Source organism: Thermus tenuipuniceus (genome assembly GCF_002964845.1).
In the GTDB taxonomy this organism is placed as follows: Bacteria; Deinococcota; Deinococci; order Deinococcales; family Thermaceae; genus Thermus; species Thermus tenuipuniceus.
Map to the genome: position 1 here is coordinate 1 of NZ_KZ672973.1, position 14116 is coordinate 14116.

General features: G+C 65.3%; 16 protein-coding genes and 1 pseudogene. 5 read left to right on the forward strand and 12 right to left on the reverse strand.

What is annotated here, in order from left to right:
* Positions 1-348: 348 nt before the first annotated feature.
* The 7 genes from C2847_RS13020 to C2847_RS05140 all read right to left on the reverse strand — a co-directional run bounded on the left by C2847_RS13020 (position 349) and on the right by C2847_RS05140 (position 5354).
* Positions 349-696 carry a type II secretion system protein gene (locus C2847_RS13020; protein WP_105317386.1) on the reverse strand — a complete coding sequence of 116 codons (348 nt, stop codon included), beginning with the start codon at positions 694-696 and terminating at the stop codon, positions 349-351.
* A 58-nt stretch (positions 697-754) separates the two neighbouring features.
* Entirely contained in the window at positions 755-1117 is a 363-nt protein-coding gene (locus C2847_RS13025; RefSeq protein WP_105317387.1) for a type II secretion system protein, read from the reverse strand.
* A gap of 264 nt (positions 1118-1381) precedes the next feature.
* Positions 1382-3046 carry a pilus assembly PilX N-terminal domain-containing protein gene (locus C2847_RS05120; protein ID WP_105317388.1) on the reverse strand — a complete coding sequence of 555 codons (1665 nt, stop codon included), beginning with the start codon at positions 3044-3046 and terminating at the stop codon, positions 1382-1384.
* A gap of 9 nt (positions 3047-3055) precedes the next feature.
* A complete protein-coding gene (locus C2847_RS12820) occupies positions 3056-3787 on the reverse strand; it encodes a PilW family protein (protein ID WP_105317389.1) in 732 nt (243 codons plus the stop codon).
* Positions 3757-4359: a type IV pilus modification PilV family protein gene (locus C2847_RS05130; protein WP_105317390.1), complete on the reverse strand. Its 603-nt coding sequence runs from the start codon at positions 4357-4359 to the stop codon at positions 3757-3759. The genes C2847_RS12820 and C2847_RS05130 overlap by 31 nt, the downstream gene beginning before the upstream one ends.
* On the reverse strand, positions 4356-4829 hold the full coding sequence (locus C2847_RS05135) for a GspH/FimT family pseudopilin (protein ID WP_105317391.1): 474 nt from the start codon (positions 4827-4829) through the stop codon (positions 4356-4358). Before C2847_RS05135 ends, C2847_RS05130 begins: the two co-directional genes overlap by 4 nt.
* Positions 4830-4883: 54 nt before the next feature.
* Entirely contained in the window at positions 4884-5354 is a 471-nt protein-coding gene (locus tag C2847_RS05140) for a GspH/FimT family protein (protein WP_105317392.1), read from the reverse strand.
* A 65-nt stretch (positions 5355-5419) separates the two neighbouring features.
* Between C2847_RS05140 and C2847_RS05145 the strand changes: the two genes are divergently transcribed.
* Complete coding sequence (locus tag C2847_RS05145) at positions 5420-6610, forward strand: thiolase family protein (RefSeq protein ID WP_105317393.1); 1191 nt, start codon at positions 5420-5422, stop codon at positions 6608-6610.
* A 13-nt stretch (positions 6611-6623) separates the two neighbouring features.
* On the opposite strand, the pseudogene C2847_RS12160 reads toward C2847_RS05145, so the two are convergent.
* The 3 genes and pseudogenes from C2847_RS12160 to C2847_RS05155 form a co-directional block, all read right to left on the reverse strand.
* Positions 6624-6775, reverse strand: a pseudogene (locus tag C2847_RS12160) (nucleotidyltransferase family protein); the annotation flags it as partial.
* A gap of 35 nt (positions 6776-6810) precedes the next feature.
* On the reverse strand, positions 6811-7119 hold the full coding sequence (locus C2847_RS05150; protein WP_105317394.1) for a DUF503 domain-containing protein: 309 nt from the start codon (positions 7117-7119) through the stop codon (positions 6811-6813).
* A gap of 19 nt (positions 7120-7138) precedes the next feature.
* Positions 7139-9604: a BamA/OMP85 family outer membrane protein gene (locus C2847_RS05155; RefSeq protein WP_105317395.1), complete on the reverse strand. Its 2466-nt coding sequence runs from the start codon at positions 9602-9604 to the stop codon at positions 7139-7141.
* 45 nt (positions 9605-9649) lie between these two features.
* Between C2847_RS05155 and C2847_RS05160 the strand changes: the two genes are divergently transcribed.
* From C2847_RS05160 to C2847_RS05170, 3 genes are read left to right on the forward strand one after another with little or no spacing between them, the layout of a single operon-like run.
* Positions 9650-10477, forward strand: coding sequence for a purine-nucleoside phosphorylase (locus C2847_RS05160; protein ID WP_105317396.1), 828 nt, complete (start codon positions 9650-9652; stop codon positions 10475-10477).
* Positions 10478-10480: 3 nt separating this feature from the next.
* The gene (locus tag C2847_RS05165) at positions 10481-11116 is read left to right on the forward strand and encodes a YggS family pyridoxal phosphate-dependent enzyme (RefSeq protein ID WP_105317397.1); all 636 of its coding nucleotides are present in this window, start codon (positions 10481-10483) and stop codon (positions 11114-11116) included.
* Between the two features lie 7 nt (positions 11117-11123).
* A complete protein-coding gene (locus C2847_RS05170) occupies positions 11124-11576 on the forward strand; it encodes a DivIVA domain-containing protein (protein ID WP_105317398.1) in 453 nt (150 codons plus the stop codon).
* On the opposite strand, the gene C2847_RS05175 is transcribed toward C2847_RS05170, so the two are convergent.
* A complete protein-coding gene (locus C2847_RS05175) occupies positions 11518-12102 on the reverse strand; it encodes a YdcF family protein (protein ID WP_105317399.1) in 585 nt (194 codons plus the stop codon). The two genes, C2847_RS05170 and C2847_RS05175, sit on opposite strands and share 59 nt — an antisense overlap.
* A gap of 40 nt (positions 12103-12142) precedes the next feature.
* Between C2847_RS05175 and hflX the strand changes: the two genes are divergently transcribed.
* On the forward strand, positions 12143-13825 hold the full coding sequence (gene hflX, locus C2847_RS05180) for a GTPase HflX (RefSeq protein ID WP_105317400.1): 1683 nt from the start codon (positions 12143-12145) through the stop codon (positions 13823-13825).
* Here the strand turns inward: hflX and C2847_RS05185 are convergent.
* Positions 13813-14079 (reverse strand): acylphosphatase, encoded by a 267-nt coding sequence (locus C2847_RS05185; protein ID WP_105317401.1) that lies wholly within the window; start codon positions 14077-14079, stop codon positions 13813-13815. The two genes, hflX and C2847_RS05185, sit on opposite strands and share 13 nt — an antisense overlap.
* Positions 14080-14116 lie beyond the last annotated feature (37 nt).

Consider the following 14116-nt stretch of genomic DNA (forward strand, 5'->3'; position numbering starts at 1 on the left):
ACTTTTACGACAGCCTCTAAGTGGCCACGCATAGACTTTGCCCCACACCCCTCTCCAAGCGCTCCCGCAACTCCTTCAAAGCTTCCTCCACCGCCCCCGCAGCTCCTCTTCGATCCCGTAGTACCGCCGCGGCATCCGCCCCGGGGGTCAGNCTTGTTTCGGGAGACGCCGCGCAAGGGGTTTACGCGGGAGAGGAAGACGAGGGGGATGGGGACCAGGAGTCCCCAGGGGGGTAGCGGCGGTTGTGGGCGCGAGGGTCGGGAACCTAGGGTAGGGCTTCACGCAGGGTCAAGGAGAGCCATCTACCCCAAAAGGGGTATACCGGTCAGATCTGCCAATTGAGTTGGTTTAGGGTAGGCGATATGCGCGTCCACTTTGGCTAATCACCTCTACTTCTGGCGTTCCATCACCCCTAGTGCGAACAGCGCAAGATCGCACGGTGTTGCCAGGGTTTGGTACGGAAAAGGCACCTGCCACGTATCCCGCTGTACAGTCTCCGACCTGAACCCCGCGACCGGGTTCTTCCGCCAGGTAAGCCCAGGCTGCTTTGAAGACGTTGTGGGCATGCGCGAGTGCAGCGCGGTCCTTTGCGGTCCTCCAGGCTCCTGAGATGGCGGGTGCAGCAATGGTAAAGAGGAGGCCCAATATGGCGAGAACTATCAAGAGCTCAGCAAGAGTGAAGCCCCGGGTTTTCATAGCATGTCAAAAGGGCTGGTATGGAACAACCCAACCAGCCCCAAACGCAGGGGGTGTACTACTGGCCGATGGTCTTGTTCGGGTTGGTGGCCCCTCCGTAAGTGACCGTGACCACTTGGGTAGTGGTGTCGTAGGTCACTTCGCAGTGATTCAGAGTTTGAGGGGCGTTGCCCGCACTGTAGCTGCCTACGGAATAAGAACTCTTGCAGGTTTTTTGCACTTCATTTTGTGCTATGTTGGGATTTTCGGCGATAGCAGCGTTGGCCACTTTGTACACGTTCTGAGCGTATGCTTCTTCCGCCCGAATCTGTGCCGTCCGGCGAGCTTGGAGCAGGTTGGGAACCAGCACCGCCGCCAGGATGCCGATGATGGCGATGACGATCAGAAGCTCAATCAGGGTAAAGCCTTTTGCGTTCCGCATACTGCCTTCTCCTTAAGGGTTTCCGCGCTTTTATGGATTGCGCGGCCATGAGTGCCTGTTGCCTACTGCCAGCCTACCTGAACCGCTTCTCGTACGCCTTTAACGCTCTTCTCACCCCCCTTTGCCCCACATTCTTAAGAGCCTCCTCGGCCCTTGTCAACCCCCCTTTTTGGGGGGGTTAGCCTCAGGATGGCACGGCGGTGTGAAGGGGGTGTGAAAGCGCAAGTACCCCGTTGGGGCTTGCGCCCCAACGCGCATGGGCACTTAGCGGCGTTCATAGGAAAGGATTTGGAAGACGGGCTTTCCTCCCTTGATGGCAGGCAGGAGCACCGGACGGTTTTCCTGGGGGATGCGGATGTAGACCACCTCGGCCTTCTGCCCGGCGTTGCACTGGGTCTGGTTCCCCGCGCTCGTGGTGCAGAACTCGTTGCTGATGACCGAGCCAAAGAGCACGTTATCCTTCACCACCCGGAAGGTGCCCCCGGCGTACACCGGGGCCATCACGTACTGGCCCTTTTGGTACACGTTGGCCTCTGCCACAAGCCCCAGGACGTGGTTGGGGAAAAGCCCGTGGCTGGTTTGGGGCAGGAGATTGCCGTTTATATCCAAATCCCCACCTTGGCCGTTTAGGGCCAGGACCGCTAGGGTGGCGTTTTTGCGGGATCCTGAAGCGGCTTTGTACTCTGTAGATCGGTGAAACTCCACTTTCAGGCCTTCCAAGACCACGTCCCCGTACACCTCCAGAAGGCCCTGATTGCCGGCGTAGGTGTATTTAGAACCCCCAAGCGTTCCGTCCAGACGGGTATAGGTGCAATCCACGTTGCTGGTGTCCAGCTTCAGGATTCCTGAGCTCAGGGCGAGAAGGCAGGAGCTACTTAACGTCACGTTCGGGGGCCAAGCGATGTTGATGGCGTTGCCTAGGCGCTGAATGCGCAAGGCAGCCCTGGCCTGGAGACAGGAGCGCCAGCTGGGGTAATCCTTGCAGGCCTCGGAGTTGAGCTTGGCGTCCAAGGTGGGAAAGGCGGGAGGGTTGGCTAGGTCAAAGGGGCCCATGGCCTCGGTGCACACGCCCTTGTTGCTTTGGCAGACGCCCACGTTAACCCCGGTGATGTCCTCGCTTCCTCGGCCCACGAAAACGCCCTTGAGTTTGTTTTCGGGTTCCCCTAGGCGGGTGCTTCCCCCTACGGATATCTTTCCGTACTGGACACGCAGGCTAGCGCAGAGGTCGTTGACCTGGCGGTAGCTTGCTTCCACCCTGCTGGCGATGCCGGAATAGTTGTTGAGGTTGTACCAGTTTACCAGCTCGAAGTCGCCGTTGGCGTTGATGACCTCATCGTTAGGATTGCCGGGGTTTCCCACCACGTAGATCCCCCCGCGGATGGTGGCGCCGTCATTCAGCCAACGGTTGGCCTGACCCGTTCCCGCGAAGATGGCCTGCTCCAGGTACCCGGTATTGCTTAAGCGGACCGTGGCTTGGACGGTGGCTTTGGCTCCCCCAGAGGTGCCCTGGGAAACCAGGGTGAAGAGCTGGCCGTCGTTGGCGTCCCGGTACAGGGTGACGGTGTAGCGGCCAATAGGGCGGTTTTCTGCGTCCACGACAACCTCATCGGCGGCCAGGGTGAGGCGGTTGTTGTTGAAGGGCAACACGTTGCCGTTGCGATCCAGGTCGATGCCCGTCACCAAGGAGGTGAAACACCCGCTACCGCCCCCGGTCTGGCCCTGCTGCTCTCGCCAGACGAACTGCTGGAAGAGGACGGCTTTGTACTTTTGCAGGCCCGCTTCGGCGGCGTAGAAGGCCTGCACCGAGGTGGTGTCGTTGCGCGTCACCCAAAGCTCAATCTGGGTGCGGAAAAAGGTGCTGAAGACCAGAAGGGCAATCACCACCATCAGGGCTAAAGTGGCCACCAGGGCAATTCCGTTGGACCGCATGGCTTCCTCCTATTGGGGTAGGGGCTTGAGGTTGGGCATCAGCACCTCTTGCCGCAGGGCATAGCAAGCCCTTTGGGAAGGGCAGGTTACCTGGTGCCCCGTATGGGTAGTGAGGGTGGCAGGCCCAGGGTTCTGCACCGGTGTTAGGCTGTACCCCACCACCTCCACAATGGCCGACCGGGGGTAGGCTGCGGCCCCGCAGGCAGGGGTGTCCTGGGGGGTGCCATCGCTGCATACGTAGCGGATGTCTAGGGCCAAGATGCCCTCGGCCAGGGGCTGGAAACTGGGGGAGGGTTCGGCGCAGTCGCTCCCAGTGGTGGGCGTGGCGTTGACGTCGCTGCGGCGCAGGGTATCTCCTTGGAAGTCGTAGTTCACGCGACGACACGCTTGGTTTTGGTCGCGGAGGCTGGTGACGTAGTAGAGGCTCAAGGTGTCCTGGACCCCGCTCCCGGTGCCCTCCAGGACCTTGCCCAGGGGCAGGGTAAAGGCGCGGTTAGCAGATCCCGCGTTCCAGTAGCGGGCTCCCGCCATTTGCAGGTCCCCCGTTACCACTTGGAAGACCATGCGCACCCGGTCCTGAAGTTCGCTCTTGGCCTGGGTGTCCCGGGCGAGCGCGGAGGTGCTGGCGAAATAGCGGACCGCTACCCCCAGGAGGATCACCAGGAGCGCCATGGCCACCAGGACTTCCACCAGCGTGAACCCCTTTGGCTTCACGGCCGACCACCCCCTGGAGGTGGACATGGGGCAGGCTTGTCCTGGGTGGGCGAAGGGTACACGTCGTAGCAGGTGACGCGGCGGCCCATGGTTACCCGGGCGCCTCGGGTATGCTGGGCCGTAACCACAACCGTCACCACGCCTTCGCCCCGGATGCCGCTTTCCCCGAGGATGCGCCAGCCCACCTCGATCCCACCTTGTTGCTCCGTGCCGCTACAGCTGACCGGGCGGAGGTTGCTGGCACTCCCCCTTCTTAGGGCTTGGGGCGGATTTACGAGGGTGGGGCACCGATAGTAGTAATCCACAAAGTAAAAACTCCGCCCGGTGGCCGGATCGTCCACTTGGGCGCACCGAGGGTCGGTGGGGCTGGTCTTGCAGAAATCGGAAGTGGGCAGAGTGGAAGGAACCTCGCTTTTGAGCACCTCGGCAGACTTCTCTTCCAGAACCCGCACCGCAGCAGCTTTGGTGTCGGTGGCGTACCGGCTTTGCGCTGAAGCCTCCAGGTTGCTTACCTGGCTCATCAGCAACGCTCCAAACGCAATACCTACCACCGCAAGGGCCACGAGGGTTTCCACCAGCGTAAGGCCATTCGTTTTCATTGAACGCTCGCCCTCCCCTGACCGGAGATCTGCACGGTCTTGGTGTAGGTTTCCGCCCGGTTGTGCAGGGTGATGGTGGATGGGGTGAAGGAGGTGGGGATGCCGCGCGTATCAAAGACGAGGGTGGAGGCTCCCGTGACGGCAGTAAACCGTACCCGGGCCCAGTCCCCTTGGCCGAAGGGAACGTTTTGGACCACAGTTTCCCCGCTGTTGAAGGTTCCATCCCTGTTGGCATCCACGAAGACCACATATCCCCCGAAGCCTTGGGTGCTGAATTGGATGCCCACGAACTCGTTCCGCCGGATGGCTTCTAGACGAGCCCTCGTTACCTGGGCCGCCAGGCTTTGGGCGGCTTGGTTCACGGCGATGCGGTCAGAGCGCAGGTAGCTTGTGCCCAGGGCCAGGAGAATCCCCAGGATGGTGATGGCGAGGATCAACTCTACGAGGGAAAAACCCCAGGGCTTCCTCATTCCCTCCTTAGGGTAGGAAAAAGGAGGTGCGATCCACATCCCCCAAATGGGTGGCTACTCCAGGCGGGCCCGGCCCTGTTGGCTCACGATCACCTTGCGGGTGGCGTGGCCCGAGCTAAGGGCGATGGTGGCGGTGATGGGTTTGGCGGGAAAGCCCCTGGGGTCGAACAGAAGCGGCATGTTGCCCAGGGCGCTTTGGCCCGGGTCCAGCCGCACCCGGGCCCAGTTGCCCTGCCCAAAGCGCACCTGCTGCACCTCCTCGCCGGGATCGTAAGCCCGGTTGCCGTTTCCGTCCAGGAAGACGGCGTACCCACCTGCTCCCTCCGTGAAGACCTGGAGCCCGGCGAAGGCGTTGTGCCGGATGGCCTCGAGGCGGGCCCGGGTCACCTGGGCCGCCAGGGAGCGGGCGGCGCCGTCCAGGGCCAGGCGGTCTGGGGAGAGGAGGGGTAGGCCGAGGGCCAACAAGAGCCCCAGCAGGCCCAGAATCACCAGGAGCTCCAGGAGGGTAAGGCCCCGCTGGGCCATTCCCCTGGAGTATAGCAAAGGCCACTCTCACCCCAGGTGCGTTGGCACGCGGGTATGATAGCCCCATGGGCGAGGTCTACATCGTTTCCGCGGCGCGCACCCCCATCGGCCGGTTCGGGGGGGTGCTTAAGGACGTGAGCCCGGTGGAGCTGGGGGCCCATGCCATGCGGGCCGCCCTGGAGCGGGCCGGGGTGGAGGGGAAGGACCTGGACCTATACGTGTTCGGAAACGTGCTCCGGGCGGGGCACGGGCAGCTCCTTCCCCGCCAGGCCGCCTTGAAGGCGGGTATCCCCAAGGAGGTGGACGGCTACCAGGTGGATATGGTCTGCGCCTCCGGGATGATGGCGGTGATGAACGCCGTGCAGTTCCTGCGCGCGGAGGAGGCCCACCTGGTGCTGGCGGGGGGGATGGAGTCCATGAGCCAGGCGGGGTTCTACCTTTCCCACCGGGCAAGGTGGGGGTACAAGTTCCTCATGGGGGCTCCGGAGAACCTCCAGGATATCCTGCTTAGGGACGGTCTTTCCGACCCCTTCACCGGCGAGGCCATGGGGGAGCAGGCGGAGAGGCTCGCCCAGGACTACGGGGTGAGCCGAAAGGAGGTGGATGAGGCCGCCTACCTCTCCCACAAGCGGGCGGCGGAGGCCACGGAAAAGGGGCTTTTTGCCCCGGAGATCGCCCCCATGGAGCTTCCCGGAAAGAAGGGGCCGCTGGTGGTGGACAGGGACGAGGGGATCCGTCCTGAGACCACCCTCGAGTCCTTGGCGGCGCTGAAGCCCGCTTTCCGCAAGGACGGCATCCTCACCGCGGGGAACGCCAGCCAGATCTCCGATGGGGCGGCGGCGCTTCTCCTGGCTTCGGAGGAGGCGGTTAAGGCCCACGGCCTGAGGCCCCTCGCCCGGGTGTTGGGCGGGGCCTGGGCCGCGGGGGAGCCCTGGCGCTTTCCCGAGGCCCCCATCCCCGCGGTGAGGCGTTTGCTGGACCGGCTTGGCATGCGGGTGGAGGACTTCGGCCTCTTTGAGAACAACGAGGCCTTCGCCCTCAATAACGTCCTCTTCCACCGCCTCCTGGGGGTGCCCTACGAGCGGCTCAACGTCTTCGGGGGGGCGGTGGCCCTGGGCCACCCCATCGGGGCGAGCGGGGCCAGGATCCTGGTCACCCTCTTGAACGCCCTTAGGCAGAAAGGGGAGGAAAGGGGCCTTGCTGCCATCTGCCACGGCACCGGGGGGTCTACCGCTTTCGCGGTGGAGCGGGTCTAAGTACCCCCGCCTNTGTGCACGAGCACTTAGGTCGCTTGCCTCCGATGCCTCTCCCCGGGCAAAGGAGCCAAAGAGAAGGAGCCGGCGCACGCCGTAACGCCGGCAAAGCTCCTGGAGGTGTTCCTGATCGGGGGTAGGCAGGGAGCTAAGGTCCACCTCTTCCATCTTATCCCGAGGGCCTGGTTGCCGGGGGCAGGGCTCTAGACCAACCCGTCCAGCTCGAAGGCCTCGAGGCGGAAGGCCTCCAGGGCCACCCTAAAATCCCCCTCGCGGGCCAGGAAGCGGGCGGCCTCGCGGAGGGTTTCTTCCACCCACCTGGGGTCGTTGCCCAAGACGCTCAGGCCCACCACCTCAAAGCCCCAGGTGTCCAGGCCGTAAAGCCTGGCCGCGCTCACGGGGAAGCGGGCCTTCACCCGCTCTAGGGCTGGCTTGATGAGGGCCCGCTTCTCCTTGAGGCTCCTGGCCGGGGTTTCCAGCCTTGCGGTGTAGACGCCCAGGTAAGCTTTCATGGCGGGCGTCAGGATCAGTTTAGAACATGGGCCCGATGCGGAAGTGGAGCCTCCCCGTGGGGCTTTCCGGGCTGAAGGCGTAGTCCAGGCGCAGGGAGGGAAGGAGGGCCCCAAAGAGGTCCAGGTCCAGCTGGAAACCCAAGCCCGCCCCCCACTTCATCCCGCCGGTGTTGTCGGCAAGCCCCAGGTCGGTGAAGAGGATCCCGTAGAGGTTCGTGCCCCCCTGAGGGGAGAGGTTGAAGTTGTAGCGGTACTCCACGCTGGCCGTGGCGAAGGAGAGCCCCCCGTACTTGCGGTCCTCGTAGCCCCTTAGGAGGAAGGCCTCGGCCCCACCCCCGGAGAGGAAGAAGCGCTCGCTTTCCGGGGGGAAGCCCAGGAGGGTGCCGGCGGAGAGGCGGAGGGCCAGGGCTTGCCGCTTCTCCTGATCCAGGCCGTAGTAGGTCTTGCCCGTGGCCACCAGGGGCACGAAGAAGCTCCGCCCCCCCGTGTCGGGGAAGGAAAGGCCGAGGCCGGTGCTGAGGCCTGCCTCGTACCCCTGGGTGCGGAAGCGGGGGTTGTCCACGTCCGTGTAGGTGACGCCGGTGTCCAGCCTCAGGGTCCAGCCGGGGGTGGGAAGTAGGCTTTGGGCATAGGTGGGGTTTTTGTAGCCGGTGCCGTCGCAGTACTTGGGGTCGCTGGGGTCGGTGACGGCGGGGTTGCAGGGAGCGTTGGGGTCAAAGACCTCGAGGGCATAGGCCGAGCGCCTGGCGGAAAGCCCCAAGGAGAAGCGCAGGTTTTCCAGCTCCTGGGAGAAGGGACGGGAGAGGGAGAACCCAGCGCCGGTGCGCCTTTCCGTGTACTCCCAGCCGGTGTCCGTGCTGCCGTCCAGGAGCTTGTTGTTGCCAATGGGGGTGGAAAAGAGGCTGAAGGAAAGGCTAGTGCGCACTTCCTTGAGGTCCCAATAGTCCAGGTAGAGCCAGGGGATGGAATAGCTTAGGGACAGGGATAGGTTGTCCTTGGCGTCGTTTTGCACGAAAGCCAGGTCCACCCCCACCTGGTGGGCCAGGCCGAAGAGGTTGGTCTCCTTGAAGGAGACGCTTCCCGACCAGCCCTCCAAGGAGCTCCAGCCCAAAGCAGGCTGGAAGAGGCCGGTGCGGGCCTCCTTCAGGGAGAGGACCACCACCACCTGGTCCTCCTTCTCCCCAGGGGCCAGGCGCACCCCGGGGGGCTCGGAGAGAAGACCCGTGGCCATGAGGCGGGCGATGCCCTGGCGCAGGGCGGGGACGCTGAAGAGGCTTCCCCGTTTGGGGAGCTCCCTAAGGATCACCTCGTCCTGGGTACGATGCTCCCCCTGCCACTCCAGGCGGTAACCCCCGATCTTGAGCTCCAGCACTTGCAGGTGGAAGACCCCTTCCTGGAAGCCAAAGCGCACGTCGGCCACCTCGTAGCCCCTTTCCTGGTAGTAGCTGGCGAGGCGGCGGGCGTCCTCCTGGGCCAGGAGGGGGGTATAGACCTCCCCCGGCTTCAGGCGGAGGAGGGCCAGGAGGGTTTCCGTGGGGAAGGCGGTGTTGCCGCTCAGCTCCACCCGCTCGATCACCCCGCCTTCCGGGCCCGGCTGGAGCTCCACCGCCACCCCTTCCCCCTCGGGGGTGAGGTTGAAGTTCACCACCCGGGAAAGCTTTTTGGAAAGCGCCTGCACCCCTTCCAGAAGGAGGTCGTAGCGCAGGTAGTCCCCTGGCTTTAGGGGGAAGCCCGTGAGGTCCAGGCCTTCTCCTTGGATGCGCACCACCTTGAGCTCCCGCACCGCCACGGTGAGGAGGCCGTCCTCGAGGCGGCTTCCCTGGGGATCGGGGCCGCTAAGGCGGTAGCCCGCTCTTTCGTAGCGGGCGGCGAGGGCCCTTAAGGCCTCCTGGTATTTGGCGAAGTCAAAGGGGCCCTTGAGGGGCTCCAGGGCCTTTAGGAGTTCGGCCTCGGGCAGAAGGCTCACCCCGGTGAGGCGTACCTCCTTCACCTCTGGGCTTTCCTCCACCCGGAAGGTGAGGGCCATCTTGCCCGCCTGCTCCTTGGCCTCCACCTCCACCTTGGGGGAGAAGGGGAAACCGTTCTGCCGGTAGGCCTCGGCCAGGGCCTTGGCGGCCTCCCCGGCCCGGATGGGGTTATAGGTGGCCTCCGGGCCGATGGCGAAGTTCTGCTCCAGAAAGCGCAGGATGGCCTCCTGGGGGAAAGCCCTTCCGTCCACCTTCACCTGGCCGATGGGGGGGTAGGGGATGAGGCGGACCCGCAGGACGTCCCCTTCCAGCCGGACCTCCACCTGCTGGAAGTAGCCGATGGCCAGAATGGCCTTCCGGGCCTCTTCGAGGTCCCCTGGCTCATCCCCTGCCCCGAAGGGCAAGACTGCCCGGGCCAGGGCCTGGAGGACGGGATCGCCTCCCTCCACCGCCACCTCGCGGATAGGGGTCGCCAGGGCCAGAAGGCCCAGGAACACTAGGGCAAAAAGCCGCTTCATGGCCGAAAGCTTACCAGAGGCGGGTGAAGGGGGTGTGAGAGTAGAATGTTCGCCATGGAGGTCTACGAGAAGATCCAGGAGGCGGTGGCCTATATCCGCTCCAGGACAGGGTTTGTGCCGGAGGTGGGGATCGTCCTGGGCTCGGGGCTTGGCCCCCTGGCGGAGGAGGTGGCCAAGGAGGCGGAGATCCCCTACGGGGAGATCCCCCACTTTCCCCTTTCCACCGCCCCCGGGCATGCCGGGAGGCTGATCCTGGGGGAGCTTGAAGGCAAGCGGGTTCTGGTGTACCAAGGCCGGGTCCACTACTACGAGGGTTACAGCGCCGAGGAGGTGGTCTTCCCCGTGCGGGTGGGGTATTTCCTGGGGGCTAGGACCTTCATCCTCACCTCGGCCGCAGGAGGGCTTAACCCCAGGTTCCAGGCCGGGGGGATCATGCTCCACCTGGACTACATCAACTTCGCCGGGACCAATCCCCTTAGGGGGAAAAACGACGAGCGCCTGGGCCCCCGTTTCCCCGTGATGTTCGAGGCCTATGACCCGGGTCTCATCGAGCTGGCCCGCAAGGTGGCCAGGCGGCAGGACCTCCACCTCTTCGAGGGGGTCTACGCCTGGTTCATGGGGCCCAGCTTCGCCAGCCGGGCCGAGCTGAAGGTGCTCAGGGACCTCGGGGCCGATGCCATCGGGATGTCCACGGTTCCCGAGGTCATCGCCTTGAGGCACCTGGGGGCCAGGGTCCTGGGCCTTTCCACCATCACGGACATGGCGGTGCCGGAAAGGGAGCACCACGCCACCGAGGAGGAGGTCCTGGCGGTGGCGGCCAAGACCGGGCCCATCTTCCGCCGCTTCGTGCGGGGCATCCTGGCCGAGCTTTAGGCCATGGGGCTTCCCGAGGTCCTCGAGGCCATGGAGGCCGCCTGCCGCCGCGCGGGGCGGGATCCCAGGGGGGTGCGCTTGGTGGCGGTGACCAAGGGGAGGAGCGTGGAGGAGATCGGGGAGAAGGTCCTCCGCTACGGTTCCTTCCCCCTGGGGGAAAGCCGGGTACAGGAGGCCTTGAAGAAGATGGAGCTTCTGGAGGCGGAGTGGCACCTCATCGGCCCCCTGCAGCGCAACAAGGCCAAGTTCGCCCCCCGGTTTGCCCTCATTCACTCCCTGGACTCCCTGCGCCTGGCGGAGGCTTTGGACCGGGTGGGGGAGAAGGAGGGGGTAAGGCTTAAGGTCCTGGTGGAGGTGAACCTGGGCCGGGAGCCCCAGAAGCATGGGTTTTGGGAGGAGGAGCTGCCCGAGGTCCTGGCCCGGGTGCGGGAGATGGCGCACCTGGAGGTCCTGGGCCTCATGACCGTGCCCCCGATGGGCCCTGAGGCCGTGGTCCGCCCCATCTTCCGGAGGCTTTCGGAGCTGGCCGACCGCTATGGCCTTCCCGAGCGCTCCATGGGCATGTCCGACGATTTCCCCATCGCCATCGAGGAGGGGGCCACCCTGGTGCGGGTGGGCCGGGCCCTTTTTGTAGACTGAAAGGCGCATGGACCTAACCCCCTTGGACATTCGCTACCAGGAGTTCCCCACTGGGCTTCGGGGGTACCAGAAGGAAGCGGTCAGGGTCTACCTGGCCCGGGTGGCCGAGGTCATGGAGGGCCTCATCCAGGAGAACGAGGGGCTTAAGGAAAGGCTTAGGGCGCTGGGGGAGGAGGTGGCCCGCCTGAAGGAGGCGGAAGGGGAGCTGAAGCGGGCGGTGGTGGCGGCGGAGCGCATCGCCCGCGAGCTCAAGGCCCAGGCGGAACGGGAGGCGGAGCTGATCAGGAAGGAGGCCCTGGCGGCCAAGGACCAGGTGCTAAGGGAGGCGGCGGAGGAACTCAGGCGCCTCAAGGGGGAAGTGGAGCGGGCCAAGCAGGAGAAGGCCCTCTTTGTGGCCCAGCTCAGGGCCCTTTTGCAGGGGTACCTGGATTCCCTGAAGCATCTGGAGGGGGGCTCCTGAGGCCGTGCCCTCCGGGGAGGGGTTTCAGGCCCAGGTAGAGCCAGAGGCGGTAAAGGGTTTCCTTCAGCCAGTACCCTAGGGGGTAGGGTCCCTTCACCGGGTGCCCCTCCGCCTTTAAGCCCAGAAGCCGGGCCAGGAAAAGGGCCCGGGGCAGGTGGGGGGCGTCGGTGACCAGGAGGACCTTCCCCCCTAGGTGCGGCTTGAGGAAGAGGAGGTTCTCGTAGGTGTTCTGGCTTTCCCCCTCGCAGAGGAGGGCTTCCTTGGGCACCCCCCGGGTCTCCAGGTAGCGGCAGCCCACCTCGCCCTCGCTGAAGCGGTCCCCTGGGCCCTTGCCCCCGGCCACGGCGACGCGGGGGGCGAGGCCTTGGCGGTAGAGGGCGAGGGCGGTCTCGAGGCGCCTTTCCAGGGCGGGGGAGGGCTTGCCCCCGTACTGGGCCGCTCCCAGGACCACGATCCAGTCGTAGCCCGGTTGGGCCAGGGCTGGGGTTAGGAGGAGGCCCACGAGAAGCCCGCGCACCCTTTTCAATCTAGAGCCAGAGGCGGATTTTTGGTATACTTAGAGAGCATTGGAGAAGATCTTCGGCAAGACGGAAGGGCTCAAGAAGAGCGAGCTTAAGAGGCTTTCCAACCTGTACCGGAGGCGCATCCCTAAGGAAAGGGTCCTCACCCCCGAGCTGGCCCAGGTTTTGGCCGGGCTTTCCCAGGAGGTGGGGAGGCCCATCAGCCTCCTCCTGGACCGGGAGGGCCGGGTGGTGCGGGTGGGGGTGGGGGATGCCAAGGACCTGCCCATCCCCGAGGGGGCCAGGGGGGAGAGGAGGCTATCGGGCTTCCGGCTCCTCCACACCCACCTGGCCAAGGGGGGGCTTTCCCGCCCCGACCTTTCCGTCCTCTTCCTGAACCGGCTGGACAGTTTGGCGGCCTTGGAGGTGGAGGACGGGAGGCCCACCACCCTGCACCTGGCCTTCCTCTCCCCGCCCAAGGCCCTGGCTGCTTCCCGAAGGGAACACGTCACGGAGGACTGGCGCATCCTTCCCCCGAAACCCTACTTCCAGTACCTGGATTTTGACCACCAGGCGGAGGTGGAGGCCCTGGAGGAGGAGCTGGCCCGCCAGGCCCGGGTGCGGGAGCTGGTGGATGGGAGTGGGGAGCGGGCCATCCTGGTGGGGGTGGACCGGGGGGAGGGCCCCGAAGCGGAGGCCTACCTATCCGAGCTCGCCGAGCTCACCCGCACCGCCGGCGGGGTACCCGTGAAAAAGGTCCTGGTCTTCCGCCCCCACCTGGACCCCCGGTACCTGGTGGGGCTGGGCAAGCTGGAGGAGCTCAAGAGCCTGGCCTACCACGAAAACGCCTCCACCCTCATCTTCGGCCTGGAGCTCACCCCCACCCAGGCCCGGGAGATCGAGAAGGCCACGGGCCTCAAGGTCCTGGACCGTACCCAGCTCATCTTGGACATCTTTGCCCTGCACGCCAAAACCCCCGAGGCCCAGACCCAGGTGGAGCTGGCCCAGCTAAGGTACCTTCTCCCCCGCCTGGTGGGGAAGGGGAAGGAGTTGAGCCGCCTGGGGGGTGGGATCGGCACCCGGGGGCCCGGGGAAACCAAGCTGGAGGTGGACAGGAGAAGGCTTCAGGAAAGGATCGCCCACCTAAGCCATAAGCTCCAGGAGTTCACCCGGCGCCGGGAGGAGGCGAGGCGGCAGCGGAAGCGCCGGGGTGTGCCCCTCATCGCCGTGGTGGGCTACACCAACGCCGGCAAGACCACCCTCCTCCAGGCCTTGGCCCGGGGCGGGGAGGCGGGAGAGGACAAGCTCTTCGCCACCCTAAGGCCCCTCACCCGCCGGGGCTTCCTGCCGGGGGTGGGGGAGGTGCTCTTCACGGACACCGTGGGCTTCATCCGCCAGATGCCCAAGGAGCTCCTCACCGCCTTCCGGGCCACCCTCGAGGAGGTGCGGGAGGCCGATCTCCTCATCCACGTCCTGGATGCCTCGGAGGAAGGGGCCATGGGGCGGTACCGGGTGGTGGAGGAGCTTCTGGCGGAGCTGGGGGTGGAGGCCCCCCGGGTCCTGGCCCTCTCCAAGGCGGACCGGGCGGCTCCTTACGACCTCTTCTACCTGCAGGAGAAGCTGGGCGGGGTACCGGTTTCCGCCTTGAAGGGTACGGGGGTTTCGGAGCTCAGGGAGGCCCTGGCGGAGGCCCTCCTGAAGGTGGGGGTTCGGCCCCAGCCGTGGGCCCAGGCCCCTCAGTACACGTAAAACCCCTTTAGGCCGGTTTCCTCGGCCCACTGGATCTCCACCTCCTCCACCCGGCTCAGGCGGGGTCCCTGCTTGAGGTGGTGGAGGAAGGTGAGGAGGTCTTCCTCAGGGCCTTCCGCCACCACCTCCACCCGGCCGTCGGGGAGGTTCTCCGCATAGCCGGAAAGCCCTAGCTCCAGGGCCTTCTTCTGGGCGAAGGCCCGGTACCCCACTCCCTGTACCCTTCCCTTGACCAAGGCCACCAGGCGCGGCATGGTGGCATTTTAGCCTGCTTGCCACGCGGTTTTCATC